This is a genomic window from Paenibacillus auburnensis (assembly GCF_927798115.1).
Classification (GTDB): Bacteria; Bacillota; Bacilli; order Paenibacillales; family Paenibacillaceae; genus Paenibacillus_AQ; species Paenibacillus_AQ auburnensis.
Genome location: NZ_CAKMMG010000016.1, coordinates 25347 through 43059 on the forward strand (window position 1 = coordinate 25347; position 17713 = coordinate 43059).

At 52.7% G+C, this 17713-nt stretch carries 12 protein-coding genes and 1 other annotated feature; of the genes, 11 read left to right on the forward strand and 1 reads right to left on the reverse strand.

The features are described from left to right. Window positions 1–12: 12 nt before the first annotated feature. The 4 genes from hemB (at window position 13) to ypfJ (ending at window position 4331) form a co-directional block, all read left to right on the forward strand. Complete coding sequence (hemB, locus tag L6H70_RS27840) at window positions 13–1011, forward strand: porphobilinogen synthase (protein WP_236337448.1); 999 nt, start codon at window positions 13–15, stop codon at window positions 1009–1011. A gap of 31 nt (window positions 1012–1042) precedes the next feature. Continuing rightward, window positions 1043–2344 (forward strand): glutamate-1-semialdehyde 2,1-aminomutase, encoded by a 1302-nt coding sequence (gene hemL, locus L6H70_RS27845; RefSeq protein ID WP_236337449.1) that lies wholly within the window; start codon window positions 1043–1045, stop codon window positions 2342–2344. Between the two features lie 71 nt (window positions 2345–2415). Further along, on the forward strand, window positions 2416–3285 hold the full coding sequence (locus L6H70_RS27850; protein WP_236337476.1) for an RluA family pseudouridine synthase: 870 nt from the start codon (window positions 2416–2418) through the stop codon (window positions 3283–3285). 197 nt (window positions 3286–3482) lie between these two features. Further along, window positions 3483–4331, forward strand: coding sequence for a KPN_02809 family neutral zinc metallopeptidase (gene ypfJ / locus L6H70_RS27855; protein ID WP_236337450.1), 849 nt, complete (start codon window positions 3483–3485; stop codon window positions 4329–4331). A gap of 106 nt (window positions 4332–4437) precedes the next feature. Here ypfJ and L6H70_RS27860 read toward each other — a convergent pair whose 3' ends face one another. Then, the gene (locus tag L6H70_RS27860) at window positions 4438–5673 is read right to left on the reverse strand and encodes a GGDEF domain-containing protein (protein ID WP_236337451.1); all 1236 of its coding nucleotides are present in this window, start codon (window positions 5671–5673) and stop codon (window positions 4438–4440) included. A gap of 193 nt (window positions 5674–5866) precedes the next feature. Between L6H70_RS27860 and L6H70_RS27865 the strand changes: the two genes are divergently transcribed. The 7 genes from L6H70_RS27865 (at window position 5867) to L6H70_RS27895 (ending at window position 17689) form a co-directional block, all read left to right on the forward strand. Further along, on the forward strand, window positions 5867–7297 hold the full coding sequence (locus tag L6H70_RS27865) for a glycosyltransferase family 4 protein (RefSeq protein WP_236337452.1): 1431 nt from the start codon (window positions 5867–5869) through the stop codon (window positions 7295–7297). A gap of 129 nt (window positions 7298–7426) precedes the next feature. Continuing rightward, complete coding sequence (locus L6H70_RS27870) at window positions 7427–8812, forward strand: LysM peptidoglycan-binding domain-containing protein (RefSeq protein WP_236337453.1); 1386 nt, start codon at window positions 7427–7429, stop codon at window positions 8810–8812. A gap of 201 nt (window positions 8813–9013) precedes the next feature. After that, window positions 9014–9297 (forward strand) — a binding site (T-box leader). Window positions 9298–9456: 159 nt separating this feature from the next. After that, window positions 9457–12093 carry a valine--tRNA ligase gene (locus L6H70_RS27875; RefSeq protein WP_236337477.1) on the forward strand — a complete coding sequence of 879 codons (2637 nt, stop codon included), beginning with the start codon at window positions 9457–9459 and terminating at the stop codon, window positions 12091–12093. A 5-nt stretch (window positions 12094–12098) separates the two neighbouring features. After that, complete coding sequence (locus L6H70_RS27880; RefSeq protein WP_236337454.1) at window positions 12099–13475, forward strand: bifunctional folylpolyglutamate synthase/dihydrofolate synthase; 1377 nt, start codon at window positions 12099–12101, stop codon at window positions 13473–13475. 7 nt (window positions 13476–13482) lie between these two features. After that, window positions 13483–14871 carry a UDP-N-acetylmuramate--L-alanine ligase gene (gene murC, locus L6H70_RS27885; RefSeq protein ID WP_236337456.1) on the forward strand — a complete coding sequence of 463 codons (1389 nt, stop codon included), beginning with the start codon at window positions 13483–13485 and terminating at the stop codon, window positions 14869–14871. Between the two features lie 267 nt (window positions 14872–15138). Beyond that, a complete protein-coding gene (locus tag L6H70_RS27890; protein ID WP_236337458.1) occupies window positions 15139–16320 on the forward strand; it encodes a glycosyltransferase family 4 protein in 1182 nt (393 codons plus the stop codon). 184 nt (window positions 16321–16504) lie between these two features. Then, window positions 16505–17689 (forward strand): glycosyltransferase, encoded by a 1185-nt coding sequence (locus L6H70_RS27895; RefSeq protein ID WP_236337460.1) that lies wholly within the window; start codon window positions 16505–16507, stop codon window positions 17687–17689. Window positions 17690–17713: the final 24 nt, after the last annotated feature.

The window sequence follows — 17713 nt, forward strand, 5'->3', positions numbered from 1 at the left end:
GAGGACATACAAATGAGTTTTCCAATTACCCGTCACCGCCGTCTGCGCGGTACAGCCGGAATCCGCGGAATGGTGCGGGAGACGGTGCTGAATACGCTGGACTTTATCCAGCCGATTTTTGTGACTTATGGAACAGGAGTGAAGAATGAGATCGGCTCGATGCCGGGCGTATATCATTTTTCACTGGATATGCTGAAGGCGGAGGTGGACGAGATTGCGGCACTTGGCATTCTGGCTGTCCTGCTGTTCGGAATTCCTGAAACCAAGGACGCCATCGGTTCTTCCGGCTTCGCCGATGACGGGATTGTGCAGGAAGCAACGCGGCTGATTAAGCAGTGGTATCCTGAGCTGCTGGTCGTTGCCGATACTTGCCTGTGCGAATTTACGGATCACGGCCACTGCGGGATGGTCCATACACATGTGGTGGATGGTGTCGTGCATGGCGATGTGATCAACGATGCTTCGCTGGAGCTACTGACCCGTACTGCGGTATCGCAGGCTAAGGCGGGCGCTGATATTATTGCCCCTTCAAACATGATGGACGGTTTCGTGCAGGCGATCCGTACCGGGCTGGATGAGAACGGGTTCGAGCATGTGCCGATTATGTCCTATTCAGTGAAATACGCTTCTGCGTTCTACGGCCCGTTCCGTGAGGCGGCTGATTCCGCACCGCAGTTCGGCAACCGCAAAACTTATCAGATGGACCCGGCCAATCTGCGGGAGGCCATTCGTGAAGCGGATTCCGATGTGCTGGAAGGTGCAGATATGCTGATGGTCAAACCGGCGCTTGCTTATCTGGATGTGATCCGGACCATCCGCGACCAGTTCGATCTGCCGCTGGTGGCTTACAATGTGAGTGGGGAATACTCTATGGTCAAAGCAGCGGCGCTGCAAGGCTGGATTGATGAGAAAGCGGTTGTGCTGGAAATGCTGACCGGCATGAAGCGCGCAGGCGCGGATATTATCATCACTTATTTTGCGAAGGATGCCGCCCGCTGGCTGCGCGGTTAAATAAGAGAGAACAGAACAGGAGTGATTAAGCATGGGCAATGTGCCATTGGCGCGCCGGGAAGAGGCTTCCAGGGCGGCTTTTGAAGAAGCGAAACAGTATATTCCCGGCGGGGTGAACAGCCCGGTGCGGGCGTTCAAATCTGTGGGTCTGACACCAGTGTACGTGGATCACGGGATCGGCTCGCGCATCTATGATATCGACGGCAACAGCTTTATCGACTATGTCTGCTCCTGGGGGCCGCTCATTATGGGTCATGCCCATCCTGAAGTGGTCCAAGCGCTGCAGGAGACAGCGGTAAAAGGGACAAGCTTCGGGGCGCCTACCCTGCTGGAGACGGAAATGGCTAAAACGGTAGTGGAGCGTGTACCTTCCGTCGACATCGTACGGATGGTTAACTCCGGTACAGAAGCTACGATGAGCGCCATTCGTCTGGCCCGGGGCTATACCGGACGGAGCAAAATCCTCAAGTTCGAAGGCTCCTACCATGGACATGCTGACAGCCTGCTGATCAAAGCCGGTTCGGGTGTAGCTACGCTGGGTCTGCCCGACAGTCCGGGAGTGCCGGAGGGCGTTGCGGTGAATACAATCACCGTGCCTTATAACGATCTGGAAGGTGCCAAAATCGCGTTTGAACGCTACGGCAATGAGATTGCAGCAGTGATTGTCGAGCCGATTGCCGGAAATATGGGCGTTGTTCCGCCTCAGCCGGGCTTCCTCGAAGGCCTGCGCAAGGTAACGACAGGGTACGGGGCTTTGCTGATTTTTGATGAGGTGATGACCGGCTTCCGGGTGAACCGGGGCTGTGCGCAGGGGCTATTCGGGATTGATCCGGATCTGACTTGCTTCGGCAAAGTAATCGGCGGCGGTCTTCCGGTTGGTGCTTACGGCGGCCGGAGAGAGATCATGGAGCAAATCGCTCCGTCCGGCCCGATCTATCAGGCGGGAACGCTCAGCGGTAATCCGCTGGCGATGGCTGCCGGCTACAGCACGCTGAAGCTGCTGACTCCGGAGGTGTACGACCGGCTGGAGACGCTCGGTGCGCGCCTGGAAGCAGGACTGAAGCGCAACAGCGAAGAGACCGGCATTCCGCTGACGGTCAACCGTGTGGGCTCGATGGTCTGCCCGTTCTTTACCGAAGGGCCGGTATACAATTTCGAAACGGCGAAGACAAGCGACCTGAACAGATTCCGTACCTACTTCGGCAAAATGCTCGATCAGGGCATCAGCGTTCCGCCGTCGCAGTTTGAAGGCATGTTCGTCTCTGGTGTACACACCGAGCAGGATATTGACGATACGATCGAGGCCCATTACCAGGCCTTGAAATCGCTGTGACGGCTGGCGGAGAAGGCACCGGCTTCAAGGGCGGCGGCGCCTGGACCCGGCGCGGGGAATGGCTGGAAGCCATGCCCGGCCGGGCTGTCACCGGAGCCGCTGACAAAGAAGCAGCCATCGATCTGTGGCTGCTGGAGACCGCCGGGATACCGCTGAAGCTGCATACGCGGCTGCGCCGTGAAGGCGGCATCCAGTGGCGGGGCGACCGGCTGCGGCTGGCGCTTTTCCCGCACCGGGAGGCGGGCCTCGAACCGGTATGGCAGGAAGCCACCGTGCTGTATGAGGACGACTTCTGCCTCGTCGTCCATAAGCCTGCAGGCATGGCCGTGCACCCGGATGGCAGTGGAACGGAGGTTACGCTGGATCATCTGGTGGCCGGGCATTATGCATCTTCCGGCGGAGGTGTGGCGGTACGGCATATTCACCGCCTGGACAAGGATACAACGGGGCCTGTGCTGTACGCGAAGAATGAATATGCCCAGCTTACACTCGACGAGGATATGCGCGGCAAGAATATTTCGCGCCTGTATGCAGCTATCGCCGAAGGCATCGTGCCGCCTGCGCTTACCGTGATCGACGAGCCGATCGGCCGTGACCGCCATCATGCGTCACGCCGGCGGGTCTCACCCGGCGGGCAGCCGGCGGTAACGCGGATCATCGGGCGTGAGGTACTGCGCGGAGGCACCTCGCTGAAGGTCGAGCTTGAGACCGGACGTACACATCAGATCCGTGTCCACCTCAGCCATGTAGGTCATCCGCTCATTGGCGATGAGCTCTATGGCGGACCACGCTGGGGCCTTGCCGAACGCGGCCGCCAGGCGCTGCACGGTGAGTCTCTGGCTTTTCGCCATCCCTGGAGCAAAGAGCAGATCCTGGTGGCCGATCCCTGGCCGGAGGATATGCTGCGGCTGCGGGAGTCGCTCGGAGGTTCTCAGCTCTAACAATATTTAAGGCCGGGAGAAACGCCTGTAATCTGGTGTTTCTCCCGGCCTTTAAGTTTTGTTTTGTCATTTGCCCCTTAACGGATGCCCGCACATCCAGCAAGTGGAAGTGAGCTTCTGCAGATTTTGGGTATAACACTAATAAGAGTTCTGTTCACATGAATCGTTTAGTGTAAATACGACTGGGGGGCTCAGCTATGAAATGGCAGGGTAGAAGAGGCAGCTCGAATGTGGAGGACCGCAGGGGCATGGGCGGCGGCGGCAAAATGGTCGGCGGCGGGATCGGCGGTATCATTCTAGTAGTGATCGTAACGCTGCTCAGCGGCGGCAATGTCGGTGATATTTTGGGAGGTCTGACTTCCAGCGGGACTACCTCCAATGCTCCTTACCAGGAGACGGCGCAGGATAAAGAGCTAGCGGAATTTGTCTCTGTTGTGCTGGCAGATACAGAGGATGTATGGACAGAGGTATTCGCTCAGCAGGGATTGACCTATACGGACCCTACGCTGGTGCTCTACAGCGGCAGTGTAGACTCAGCCTGCGGGACAGCAAGCTCGGCGGTCGGGCCGTTTTATTGTCCGGGCGACAGCAAGCTGTATATTGATCTAAGTTTCTATGATGAGCTGCAGCAGCGTTTTCAGGCCCCGGGCGATTTTGCGATGGCTTACGTCATTGCCCACGAGGTAGGGCATCATGTACAGACCTTGCTTGGAACCTCGGAGAAGCTGAATGCGCTCCGCCAGAGCCTGAGTAAGACGGAATTCAACAAATATCAGGTCCGCTTTGAGCTGCAAGCCGATTATCTGGCCGGTGTGTGGGCTAAACATGCCCAGGGTATGAATCTGCTGGAGGAAGGTGACTTGGACGAAGCATTGACGGCAGCCAGCGCAGTCGGCGATGATACGATCCAGAAGCAGACCCAGGGCTATGCGGTGCCGGACAGCTTTACGCACGGAACCTCGGAGCAGCGGAAACGCTGGTTCTATAAAGGCTTCAATTCCGGCACGATTGCAGGCGGAGATACATTTAATGCTACTGAGCTGTAAGGGGAACATAGGAGGAGTTTCACTCTGCTGCATTCCGCCTAAACAAAGAGCCGTTTCAGCCGGACTACCCGGTGAAACGGCTCTTTGTCTGATTTCTGCTTCGATATTAATCGGCCAGCTCATTTTTGTGTGTGAGCCGGTTTCTGCCGAGTTTTTTGGACTCCAGCAGAAGCTGGTCCGCGCAGACATAACCTTTTTGCATAGAGGTGTTCTGATCCGTCTTGTAGTAATAGAGGCCGAAGGAAGCTGAATATCTGACTTTGATCAACTGGTCCTCATACTCAGCCGTAGCGGAATGCTCTGCAATATCCTTCAGAATTTCTTCAATTATGGACCGGCACTCCACGAAGGATTTATTTCTCAGAAACAGGGTGAACTCTTCTCCACCGCTGCGGAAGAGAATATCGTCCTCGTGCAAATGCGATTTCAGGGTGTCGGCAAAATCGACGATGACTTTGTCGCCGACAGCATGATTGTAGGTGTCGTTAATTTTTTTGAACCGGTCGATGTCGGCCACTACGATGCCGATACATTCGCCGCTATGATCCAGTTCTTTCATCATTTTGTCCATGTGGGCACGGTTGTAGCTGCCGGTCAAAAAGTCCCGGTAAGCCATCTGCTCGAATTTGTCCCGTTCGAACTTATGCTGGGCGCTCTGCGATTTCGAGAAGAAGGAGAGGCTGACGATGTAATTCAGCAGGAAAAGAGCGATCAGCATTTCCCATTTCTCCATTTGCAGGAGGCGCAGCAGCAGGGCATTGGTTAGTGCGACTTTGCTGAAGTCCAGCAGATTCCGACTTTTTAACAGCAGATTCAGCGCTTCTTTCCGCGTCTTAATATCCCCTGAGAGTGCAAAGGTGATTACCAGGAAGCCTGAGGACAGAAAGGTTGTAACACAGACCACCAGCAGGAACAGCAGCCAGTATCCGGCCGGGAAATTGGTGGCAACCGGATAGAGAAGCGTGTACAAATAGTAGGCGGCAGTACCGCCAAGCGTGAAGGAACCGATATTATAAAAGGTATCCAGGAACTCTCCGGGATCAGCGGTTTTGGTTTTCTTTTTATAGAGAAATACGGTAACCCGGTAACAAATCTCATAGATCAGCGTACCCAGCGGGCCGGCAAAAATACCAAAGGAGGAAGTGTAGCTAATCGCGTAGTCAATGGTCGAGTTTCCGCTCCGGGTCACAATGCGCAGCTGGAAATAAAAGCTGGCGAATACCCAGTACAGCAGCATCGCTTTGAGATATGTATAGTTCAAGGCTACACCGGGATGCGTCCCGAGTGCTATGCCTACAGCAGCAACAAACAGTGACAAATCGAAAATTCGTGCTTTTGACATCATCGCCTGACTTCCTTTCCAGAGTTATACCGATTATACCCGAAATGTTGAAGCGTGATAAAAATATATTTTGAAAATTTGCAGGCTATTTTCTTTGTTGTACAAAAGGACTCTCACCCATGTCGGGGAAGCGGCACCGGTCATATAATACTTTGTTCATTAGTGAATTCTATTTGCCGGGGGAGAGGGGTTCATGAGAATATTGCTGGTTACCTACTGGGGACTCACCAATATGGGGGGAATCTGGACGTACATGAAACAACTCTCAGACAAGCTGGGCGAGCAGGGGCATACGGTAACACTCATGGGCAGCCATGTAGAGAGCAATACCTTATATCTGCTGAACGAGAACGCTCTCTTTGATAAAAAAGCGTATTATACCGCGCTGCTGCCTTATCTGGATTCGCAGAAGTTCCCTCATTTGCATCAGGAGCATGGCATTTTCAGCTTTGAGCTGGGGCGCTATGTATTCGAAGGCGGGGCTACGGCGCTCGGTCTGCAGAATTATGATGTGATTCATGCCCAGGATCTGATTTCCTCTTATGCGCTACGGCGGATTATGAAGGTTCCTGTGCCGCTGGTCTCCAGTGTTCATGGGGCTCTGGCCCGTGAGTCGTTTTATGAATACAAAGGGCTTGAGCCGGGGCTGACAAAGCAGGAATATGAGCGCAGGCCAATCTGGAGTTATTTCCGCCGGATCGAACAGCTTGGAGCGAACGCTGCGGATCTGATTATGGTCTCATCGGAATGGATCGGTCAGCTGGTGGAAGAACTGGGAGTGGAGCAGGAGCGGATTCACCTTCAGCCCTATGGAGTCAATCTGAACGAATATGAAGTAAAAGCGGCAATGCCCTCTCCGCTCCATCTGGATCACGGGCGGAAGGTCATTATGTACGCCGGACGTCTTGAATATATCAAGGGAGTTCATGTATTGATAAGTGCACTTGGTATTGTGAAGCAGCAGCGCCAGGACTGGATTTGTGTGATCGCCGGGACCGGCAGCCTTATGGAGGAGTTAAAAGAACAGGCGCAGGAGCTTGGCATCCAGGACTTCGTTTTATTCCCCGGCAAAATAGACAATATTCCCTCTGCACTGGCAGAAGCGGATATTTATGTTCAGCCCAGCCTGCAGGATACGCAGCCCTTTTCGGTTACGGAAGCGCAGCTTGCCGGCATTGCCCCTGTTGTAGCCGGTACGTCAGGGATGCCGGAAATGGTACAGCACGGGGCAACAGGCTGGATTGTGCCCCCGGAGAATCCGGAGGCGCTGGCGAAACAGCTGGAACAGCTGCTGAACGATGACGGGCTGCGGGCCAAGACGGGGAGTGAGGCGAAGCGCTGGGCTAAGCACAGCCGTTCACTGGATTCGATGGTAGAAGGGACACTCAAAGGATACCACTTGGCCGCAGGGATACAGGCATGGCCGCAGCCAAGCGCTGCTGCTAGTATATTGCATTTGATTAAACGGAAAGCCCGGCCTATTTCCGGTGCTTTTCATCCTGCGGATATCCTCAGTCTAACCGACCCCGGTAATCCTCTGGAGCATATTTTGCGCAGTAGACTTCCGGAAGATTATTGGATTCCAGACGCCAGCATCCTCACCAGTAAGGGAAATAAGCCGTGACTTATGCTGTTATGTCCAAAATAGTCATGCCTTCCTGATTGAAGCATATACATGAGTGGAGTAACATTTTGGGCTTATGCTCTGGGCTTGTCTCAGAGTTAGATTATGCCAAGAAGGAGGACATTTCCCGTGTTTGACCAGTCCCACGGCTTGCGGTTTGATATTTATGAACGCATTCACCTACCTGCAGAACTTCCGGGAATAGCTGAGCTGGAAGAGGTGGAGCTGATTCCGGATATTCAGGTAATTCAGCGGGAGGACCGGGCCGAGCTCTACGGCCAGCTGCTGCTCACCGGACTTTACCGGGGAGAAAATGACCGGACCGTGCGTCTGGAGCATGCCATTCCCGTTGAAATCACAGTTCCGCTGACCCGGGTCAGTTCACTTGAAGACATAGGGGTGGAGATCGAGAATTTCGATGTTGACCTGCTTACAATGCGTACTGTCAACATAACAGGCGTGCTCTCCTTGCGGGGAATCGGCGGAACGGATACTGGGGCCGCCTGGCAGCAGGAAGAGTACACAGTTGCTTATTCTCCGGAGGATGAAGGCCGGGGAAGTGATGCTCCGGCTGAACCCCGTGAGCATGATAACGATGCCCTGTACGAGAATTCGCTGTGGACGTACGGTGAAGGTGCAGCTGAAGCCCCGGTAGATGAACACGAGAATGCTGTCTTTACAGCGGAAGCTGCAGTAAATCCGCTTTTCGTGGAAGACTCCGTCTACACTCAGCCGGGAGGCTCCTCAGCGCAGCTGCAGAAGGACAAGGAAGCGAAGCTGCGGACGCATAGCTTTGATTCCCACAAAGGCAATGCAGAGCCGCTTTCCGGACACTTTTTTGGTGCGCGGGAGAAGGCGGAAGCTGCAAATACGCTTAACTCACCGGAGTTAGCGCAAGTATCAGGCAGTGCTTCCGCAGATGCTGTTATTCCTGCTGCTGCACCAGTGACTGCTTTTGAAGACGACACAGCTGCAGCAGAGAATTATGCGATTCACCGGGAAGAGCCTTCTTCGGTTGCTGCCGAAGCAGAGGATAATGCTCCGCCTGAGGTTCAGGCTCAGGATGAAGAGGTGCTCCCCGAGCCAGCCGAATACAAGGAGAATGAAGTCTTTCATTCGCCGGAGACGCTGCCCGCCCAGGAAGAAAAGACGGATCTGAAAATCGCATTGGGAAGCAAGAAGGAAGAAGAGACTCCTGCAAAAGAGCACCTCACCTTCTCTTCATTGCTCAGTTCAAGCCGTGCCCATAAGGAGCAGGAGACTGCCGCCCTGAGCGGAGCGGTTCCTGCAGCGCCTATTCCGGAGGCCGGGAATGATAGTGAATGGAAGAGTCGCTTTATCGGCGGATTGGGCGGTGCCGAGCTGTTCCGCAAAGTCCGGCTCTGCATTGTACAGCGGGAAGATACCCTGGACACTATTGCCGAGAAGTATCAGCTGAGTGCACGGGAACTGGTCATGTATAACCGGCTGTCCGGCCAGAATGTGGAGGAAGGGCAGGTCTTATACATTCCGTAGAGCTTTATGAACGGCATGAATGGTACGAAAGAAATCTCTCCTTATAAAATGGTTGGTCATCCTTCCATTTTTCAGTAAGGAGAGGTTTCTTTTTGTATTTCGCCAAATTTTTTATTTGGGCGGTATAAGTCCAGCGGTTTGTGCGTATGCTGGTTGACTAGGAATAGTACTAACTGTATTATGGGATTAAGTAAAACTTAGCTAAAGACTGGGAACGGGAAGAGTAGGCGGTCAGCCCTTCAGAGAGCGGAATTGTAATTGCTGTGAATTTCCGCAGGATGCAGCCACCGAAGTCGCCCCGGAGTCGCCCTTCTGAAATGCTTACCCTGAATCAGGGTTGCAGTGTAGGATGTGGCCGGATGCAGCCGTTATCTGCGTGAGTGTCGCGCTAAGCTCTGGAACCGTAAGGGACCCGGGCAGAGGTTTATTTTCTGTTAGCGCGAAACAAAGGTGGTACCGCGAAAGAATGGCCTTTCGTCCTTTGAGACGAAAGGCCTTTTTGTATTTTCATGACCACAAACAATACAGTTATCTTAATGGAGGTTCAGAACATGGCTGATCACAACACTAATGCGGCAGCGGAGCTGCCGGACACGCAGGCTGCGGTAGACAATGCCGCTGCTGACAATAACGCCAAGAGCGAAATGCCGACTACATATGATCCGAAGGCGGCAGAGCAGAAATGGTACACCTACTGGATGGAGAACGAATTTTTCAAAGCCGGATTGCGGCCTGATGCCGAGCCTTACAGCATCGTAATTCCTCCGCCGAACGTAACGGGCATGCTGCACATCGGGCATGCGCTGGATTTCACGCTGCAGGATATCCTGATCCGCACCAAGCGGATGCAGGGTTTTGACACCCTGTGGCTGCCGGGAACGGACCATGCCGGGATCGCTACCCAGACCAAGGTGGAGCAGAAGCTGCGCCAGCAGGGAATTTCACGCCATGATCTCGGGCGCGAGAAATTCCTGGAGCAGGTATGGGCTTGGAAAGAGCAGTATGCCGAAACCATTCATGGGCAATGGGCGAAGATGGGGCTGTCTCTGGACTATTCGCGGGAGCGGTTTACGCTGGATGAAGGATTAACCAAAGGGGTACGCCAAGTCTTTGTTGAGCTGTACCGCAAAGGCCTGATCTACCGCGGCAAGCGTATTATCAACTGGGATCCGGCTGCGCGTACCGCATTGTCGGATATCGAAGTGGAATATAAGGAAGTTAACGGGCACCTGTACCATCTGCGTTATCCGCTTAAGGACGGCAGCGGCTTCATTACGGTAGCGACTACACGTCCGGAGACGATGCTGGGCGATACAGCGGTAGCGGTGCATCCTAAGGATGAACGCTACAAAGACCTGATCGGCAAAACTCTGGTTCTCCCGATCGTCGGCCGTGAGATTCCGGTTATTGCCGATGATTATGTAGAGAAGGAATTCGGCAGCGGAGCGGTGAAGATCACCCCGGCCCATGATCCGAACGACTTCGAGGTAGGTCTGCGCCATAACCTGCCGCAGATTAATGTGATGGACGAAGGCGGCACAATGAATGAGGAAGCCGGACCTTACCAGGGTCAGGACCGCAGCGAATGCCGCAAGAATATCGTTGCTGATCTGAAGGAGCAGGGTGTTCTGATCTCCATAGAAGACCATGTGCACCAGGTTGGTCACAGCGAGCGTTCCGGGGCAGTAGTTGAGCCTTACCTATCCACCCAATGGTTCGTTAAGATGCAGCCGCTGGCCGAAGCTGCCATTACTGCACAGAAGAACGGTGAAGGCGTTAACTTCGTGCCGGACCGTTTTGAGAAAACCTATCTGAACTGGATCGAAAATGTACGTGACTGGTGTATTTCCCGCCAATTGTGGTGGGGACACCGCATCCCGGCCTGGTACTCTGAGTCTACCGGTGAAGTGTTTGTTGCGTATTCCGAAGATGAAGCCCGCGAAATCAGCGGTCTGGATGATCTGAAGCAGGATGAGGATGTTCTCGACACCTGGTTCAGCTCCAATCTGTGGCCGTTCGCCACGCTCGGCTGGCCGGATGAGAACAGCAGCGATTATCAGCGCTTTTATCCGAACAATGTCCTGGTTACCGGCTATGACATCATTTACTTCTGGGTAGCCCGTATGATCTTCTCCGCACTCGAATTTACCGGCAAGAAGCCGTTTAACGATGTCTTCATGCACGGTCTGGTACGGGATGCAGAAGGACGTAAAATGTCCAAATCGCTTGGCAACGGGATTGATCCGCTGGATGTGATCGAGCAATATGGTGCGGATGCTATGCGGTACATGATTTCGACGGGCAGCACAGCCGGACAGGATCTGCGTTTCCGTATGGAGAAGGTAGAGCAGGCGCGCAATTTTGCCAATAAGATCTGGAATGCTTCCCGCTTCGCACTGATGAATCTGGAAGGTGTAAGCTTTGCAGATATTGACATTACAGGTGAGCTTACTACGGCGGACCGCTGGATTTTACACCGCCTGAACGAAACTTCTCGCGATATTACGCGTCTAATTGACTCGTACGAGTACGGTGAGACTGGCCGTCTCTTGTACAACTTCATTTGGGATGATCTGTGTGACTGGTATATCGAGTTCGCGAAGCTGTCGCTTTATGGTGCGGATGCAGCCGCCAAAGCCAAGACCCAATCGGTGCTTGCCTATGTGCTGGACCGCACGCTGCGCTTGATTCATCCGTTCATGCCGTTCATTACCGAGGAAATCTGGCAGCATCTGCCGCATGAGGGCGAGACGATTACCCTTGCGCAGTGGCCTGTGTATGATGCGGCACTTGAGAACCCTGAGGCTGTTGCGGAAATGAACCTGCTGATGGATGTTATCCGTGCGGTTCGTAACATCCGTGCTGAAGTGAATGTGCCGATGAGTAAAAAGGTTGAGCTGATCATCAAAGCCGGAAGCGAAGAAACGCTTAGCATCATTACCCGCAACGATAATTACATCGGGCGTTTCTGCAATACTTCTTCGTTCGAAGCTGGCCTTAATCCGCAAACTCCGGATAAGGTTATGTCCGCAGTAGTTACAGGAGCAGAGCTCCTGCTGCCGCTATCTGGTCTGATCGATATCGAACAGGAAATTATTCGTTTGGAAAAAGAAGTGCAGACGCTGAACAGCGAAGTAGAACGCGTAGAGAAGAAGCTGGGTAACCAGGGTTTTGTTGCCAAGGCACCGGCAAAAGTCATCGAAGAGGAACGGGCTAAGCAGGCGGATTATTCCGCTAAGCGCGAGAAAGTGCTGGCCCGCATCGCAGAGCTGAGAGGATAAGGGACATGGAAGAGATGATCGGGAGCGGCGGTACCGCTCCCTTAAGTTCTTATACAGAAGCGGTCGACTGGATTAACGGTCTGATTCCTTTCGGCATCCGTCCGGGGCTGGAGCGGATTGAAGTGCTGATGGAGAAGCTGGGCAATCCGCACCGCAAGCTGAAGTTCATTCATGTAGCGGGGACGAACGGCAAAGGCTCGACCTGCGCTTTTTTGACAAGTGTGCTGCTGAAGAGCGGGTATAGCGTTGGAACGTTCACTTCTCCCTATATCACCAAATTCACCAACCGTTTTCAGTATAATGGCATGGATATTCCTGAAGAGACTCTCGCCGAGCTTGCGGAGAAGCTGCGTCCGCTCGTCGAAGAAATTGCCGGGACTGAGCTGGGTTCACCCACGATGTTTGAAGTGGCTACGGCGCTGGCTATCCTCTACTATGCGGAGCGCTGTTATCCCGATGTAGTCGTATGGGAGACGGGTCTTGGGGGAAGGCTGGATGTAACGAACATCGTGACGCCAGTCGTGTCCGTGATTACAAATGTCGGCCATGATCATACCGATGTGCTGGGAGATACCCTGGAGAAGATTGCCGGTGAAAAAGCCGGAATCATCAAGCCCGGAGTTCCTGTAGTCAGCTGCGTGAGCCAGCCCGAAGTTATCGCTGTGCTTAAGGCCAAAGCGGCAGCCTGCCGCTCGACCCTCTATCTGGCTGGAGAAGATTTCAGCTATGATCTGACGGGGATTGAGGATGGTGTACAGCGCTTTAACTTTAAAGGCCCGTTCCGTTCGCTGGACGTTGGCATTGGCATGAAAGGCGAGCATCAGCTGAGTAATGCGGCCGGGGCCATGATGACGCTGGAGGTTCTTCGTCAATACATGGCGTTCATGCTTGAGGACGAGGATGTGCTGGAAGGCTTTAAGAATACGTTCTGGGCTGGAAGGCTGGAGGAAGTAAGCCGCTCTCCGCGGATAGTACTCGACGGGGCACATAATCCCGAAGGCGCTGAGAGCCTGGCCAAAAGCCTGCCGCAGTTTTATAAGTACGGCAAATTAAATTTGCTCATGGGGATGCTGGCAAATAAGCATCATGAGTCATACTTCAAGCATATACTGCCTATAGTGGATACGCTCATCCTGACCGAACCGGATTTCCGGAAGAAAATGGACGCGGAAGAACTGCAGGCCATCGCAGAACGTCTGCGGGATAAATATGCCAAAGAAAATTTGGAAATCATAGTAGAACGTAATTGGGGTAAGGCGCTGCAGCTGCTGCAGTCGATCACGTCAGAGAATGATCTTGCGGTCGTGTCCGGCACGCTGTATCTGATCTCCGATGTGCGCAGTACGCTTTTGCGGCAACCCGATTCTGAAAAAGGCTGGTGACGAACTGTTGGATACTACTGAACGTGTGCATTTTATAGGGATCGGCGGCTACGGAATGAGCGCGATTGCCCGGGTAATGCTTGAGATGGGATATACGGTTACGGGCTCCGATGTGGCAGCTCAGGAATTGACAGAGAAACTGATTGCCAAAGGTGCCAAGGTTTATATCGGACATACTGCGGAGCAGGTAAAAGGTGCGGATCTCGTAGTTTACTCTACGGCGCTGGCAAGTGACAATGTGGAATGGATGGAGGCGGAGCGTCTCAAAATCCCGATTCTGCACCGTTCCCAGATGCTTGCCCGGCTGCTGAATGAACGCAAGGGAGTTGCCGTTGCAGGGGCGCACGGCAAAACAACCACCTCCTCGATGATCGCTTTGATCATGGAGGATTGCGGAGTGGACCCGACATATATTATCGGCGGGGAGATTATGAATGTCGGAACCAATGCCAAGGCCGGACAAGGAGAATTCGTCGTGGCCGAAGCGGATGAAAGCGACGGCTCCTTCCTTCAGTACCACCCTTGGCTGGCGATTGTGACTAATATTGAAGCGGATCATCTGGAGAACTATGGCGGCGATTTCGGCAAGCTGAAGGCTGCCTACGTCCAGTTTATGAATCAGCTTCGTGAAGACGGCACAGCCATTGTCTGTGCCGATGACGAGACGGCAAGCTCGCTGTTGTCTGAAGTGAAAGGTAATGTCATCACTTACGGCATTCATTCGCCGGATGCGGACTATACCGCCACTGACATCGTGCTGGGTGACCGGCTGGTCTCCTATACGATGAGCAGCCGCGGTCAAGTGCTGGGACGGATTGAGCTGTCCATTCCCGGAAAATACAATCTGTACAATTCAATGGCTGCGGTAATCGCCTGCCTGAAGTCAGGCATCGCTTTCGAGGCCATCGCTGACGCTATAGTGAAATTCCACGGTGCCAAACGCCGATTCCAGGTGCTTGGCGAAGCCAATGACATTCTGGTGATTGATGACTATGCGCATCACCCTACAGAAATTCAGGCTACCATCAGCGCCGCTAAAGCTACGGGTAAACGGATTATTGCCGTTTTCCAGCCGCAGCGGTATACCCGGACGTTCTTCCTGCTGGATGCATTCAGCCGGGCCTTCAGTGAAGCAGACGAGGTAATCATTACCGACATTTACTCACCGGCCGGTGAGAAGCAGATTGAAGGCGTGACCTCCGCGAAACTGGTGGAGCTGATTGTGCAGAACAGCAACGCCGGGGCAAGGCATCTGCCGACCAAGGAAGCCGTACTGGCAGACCTGCAAGGCCGTATAGCTCCAGGTGATCTGGTGCTCACTATGGGCGCCGGAGATATCTGGAAGGTTGGGTACACCTTGGCAGAAGCTCTGAAGGGGCACGGCAAACAAGCATAAAATGATTGAAGCTATATCTCGAAGCGTATTCTTTCTGATCATTCGGAAAGGATACGCTTTTTTTATAAAATTTATTTAATTTTAATGGAAGCGTGTACAACCCTGTTGTATGGCGGTACTGCACTTTTAGAAGTAGAAAATATTTTGAAATATTTATGTAAAATCCTATAAAACGACAAAAACCTGCGCCGCTTTGGGGTAATATATCCTAAATGGATAAGTATGCCCAAAAAATTACAGATAAAGTGGAGAGTAGGAGACGAGGTCATGAAAGAAAGATTACTGTTTATTTCCGCTGAGAATCCTTTTCCGCAAGACAGCGGCGGCAAACTGAGGACTGGCAATATTCTGAATATTTTGATGATGAAATATGAGGTAGACCTGCTAACCTACCGGAACCCGCGGGAACAGAAGCCGCAAGAGAGTGCGCCGGCCTTTACCATGCATGAAGTGGAACGTCGGATGAGTTACCGTAAGGCGATGCTCCGATCACTCTATAAGTGGCGCAACTGCTCTTATATGAGTCATGCAGATATGGATATGCACAGCCAGATTATTATGCTTAGCAAACAGAACAGCTATAGTCACGTCTTTATCTCTCATAGCCTGCTAGGATCCTGTATTGATATTGTTCGCGGAGTGTTGCCGGAGGCAGTCATTATTACGGATGCCCACAATTTTGAGAGCAATCTCTCGGCGCAGCTGGCACAAAAGAAGCACGGTATCGCCAAGCTGTATTTTAAGCTGAATGCGTTCTGGACCCGGCTGGATGAGCTGAAGCTGATGGATAAGACCAATCTGCTGCTGACAACCTCTGAACAGGACGGATTGTCCTTCAAAGCGCTGTCCAGCAAAAATTCCTATAAAGTACATGTCATCCCCAACTTCATTCGGATCGGCGATTATCGTTCAAAAGCAGAACCGGAGAAAGAGAAGTGGATCATCCTTCCCGGGAATATGAACTACTTTCCGAACGTTAATGCAGCCGTCTATTTCTACCGCGATATCTATCCGCTGATCAAAGCACAGGTTCCGGAGATCAAATGGTATATTGTAGGCCGGGATGTGCATCCTGATGTGGCTGCGCTGGCGGAGAAGGATCCGTCCATTGTGATTACCGGTTATGTAGACAGTGTGGCTGACTATGTACGGAAAGCACAGGTGGTTATTGCACCTCTGCTGGAAGGGAGCGGGACCCGTCTGAAGATACTGGAAGCCTGGGCGCTGAAGACCCCTGTTGTCTCCAGCACCAAAGGTGCGGAGGGTTTGCTCTACAAGCATGGCAGCAATATTATGATTGCCGATGATCCCGTGACTTTTGCCGGTAGTGTCGTGCAATTGCTCCAGGATCGTAAACAGGGAGCCAAGCTGGCGGAGCAGGCGCATCGGACGCTGATGGCTAATTATGAGGCCGATAGTGTGAGGGAGAAGCTGCTGAGTCTTGTCTAAAACTATTCATATTTAGAAATAAAAAAATTTTTCTCTCATAAATCGACAATCTTTCTCAATAAACTGCGCTACTATTGATCTACAACTAAAGTTCTATAAAAAGCGGCTGGGTGTGTATCCGGCCTGCTTTTTCTGCACGTTAATATGAGGTTTATTATTTTTATAGAACCAAGGAGCTAGAGATATGAGAGAGAAAATGCTGTTTCTTTCTGCCCAGATTCAAGGTTTGGGGGATGATGCAGAAGGAGAAATACGAACGGAAAGTCTGATCGGCATCCTGCTGGAGAGATTCGATATCGATCTGCTTGAATATTGCAGAAGCCAGCGTGACTCAACTTTACGCCCTGATCCTGCGCTTAGGATGCACACTGTAAATCAAGTCTCCAGGCCGCGCAAGTCTCTGTTGGATTCGCTATATAAGCTGCGGGGAAAAGCTGTTCATAGTTATGCAGATAAAGATCTTCAGGCAGAAATCAGACGTCTGTGCAGCTTGCATACATACAGCCATGTATTTATTGCGCAGGGAGTGCCTGGCGACTGCATTGATATAGTGTCTTCGTTGCTGCCCGAAGCTGCAATTATTACCGATTTACAGCGCTTGGAGAGCATGCAGTCAGAGGGAAAGGCTGCGGGCAAACGGGGTCTAAGCAGACGTTATCATAAGTTAAATGCGGCACTGTCCCGGCGGGATGAACGTAAATTATTGAACAAAACTGCTCTGCTGCTGACGGCTTCCGAGTGGGATGCCCTTTCATTCAAGGCCCTGTCCTTTGCGGATGCTGGCAAGGTTCATGTCGTGCCGCATTTTATCGATCTGGACGACTTTCAATACAGCGAGCCTGCCGTCAAAGAGAATGCAATCCTGCTTCACTGGAATATGCACACCACTCAGGGTAAGAATGCGGCATTGACCTTTCATAAGAAGGTGTATCCGTTAATTAAGGCTAAGGTTTCAGACTGCAAATGTTACATAGTCAGCAGTGAGGTTCATCCGGAGGTTGCAGCTTTGGCCAAGCTGGATTCCTCTGTGCGGATCATTGAAGAGAGCGGAGAGGCGTACACATACATACGGCGGGTGAAGGCGGTTGTGACTACACTCCGTGAAGGCTGCGGCAGCCCGCTGAACATACTTGAAGCTTGGGCGCTGCGGACACCGGTAGTTACGGGCCCGAAGAGTGCGGAGGGAATATATTGCGAGCCGGGCCGGAGCATTCTGCTGGCCGACACCACCGGTGAAGTTGCCGAACAAGTGGTGAAGCTGCTGCTGACCCCGGAACTCGGATCAATTATAGCTGATCAGGCCTACCGGACACTGCTGAAGTATTATGAGGCAAGCAATATTAAGGAAAAAGTGCTCAGTTTGGTGTAATCATAGCAAAATAGCATATTCGCC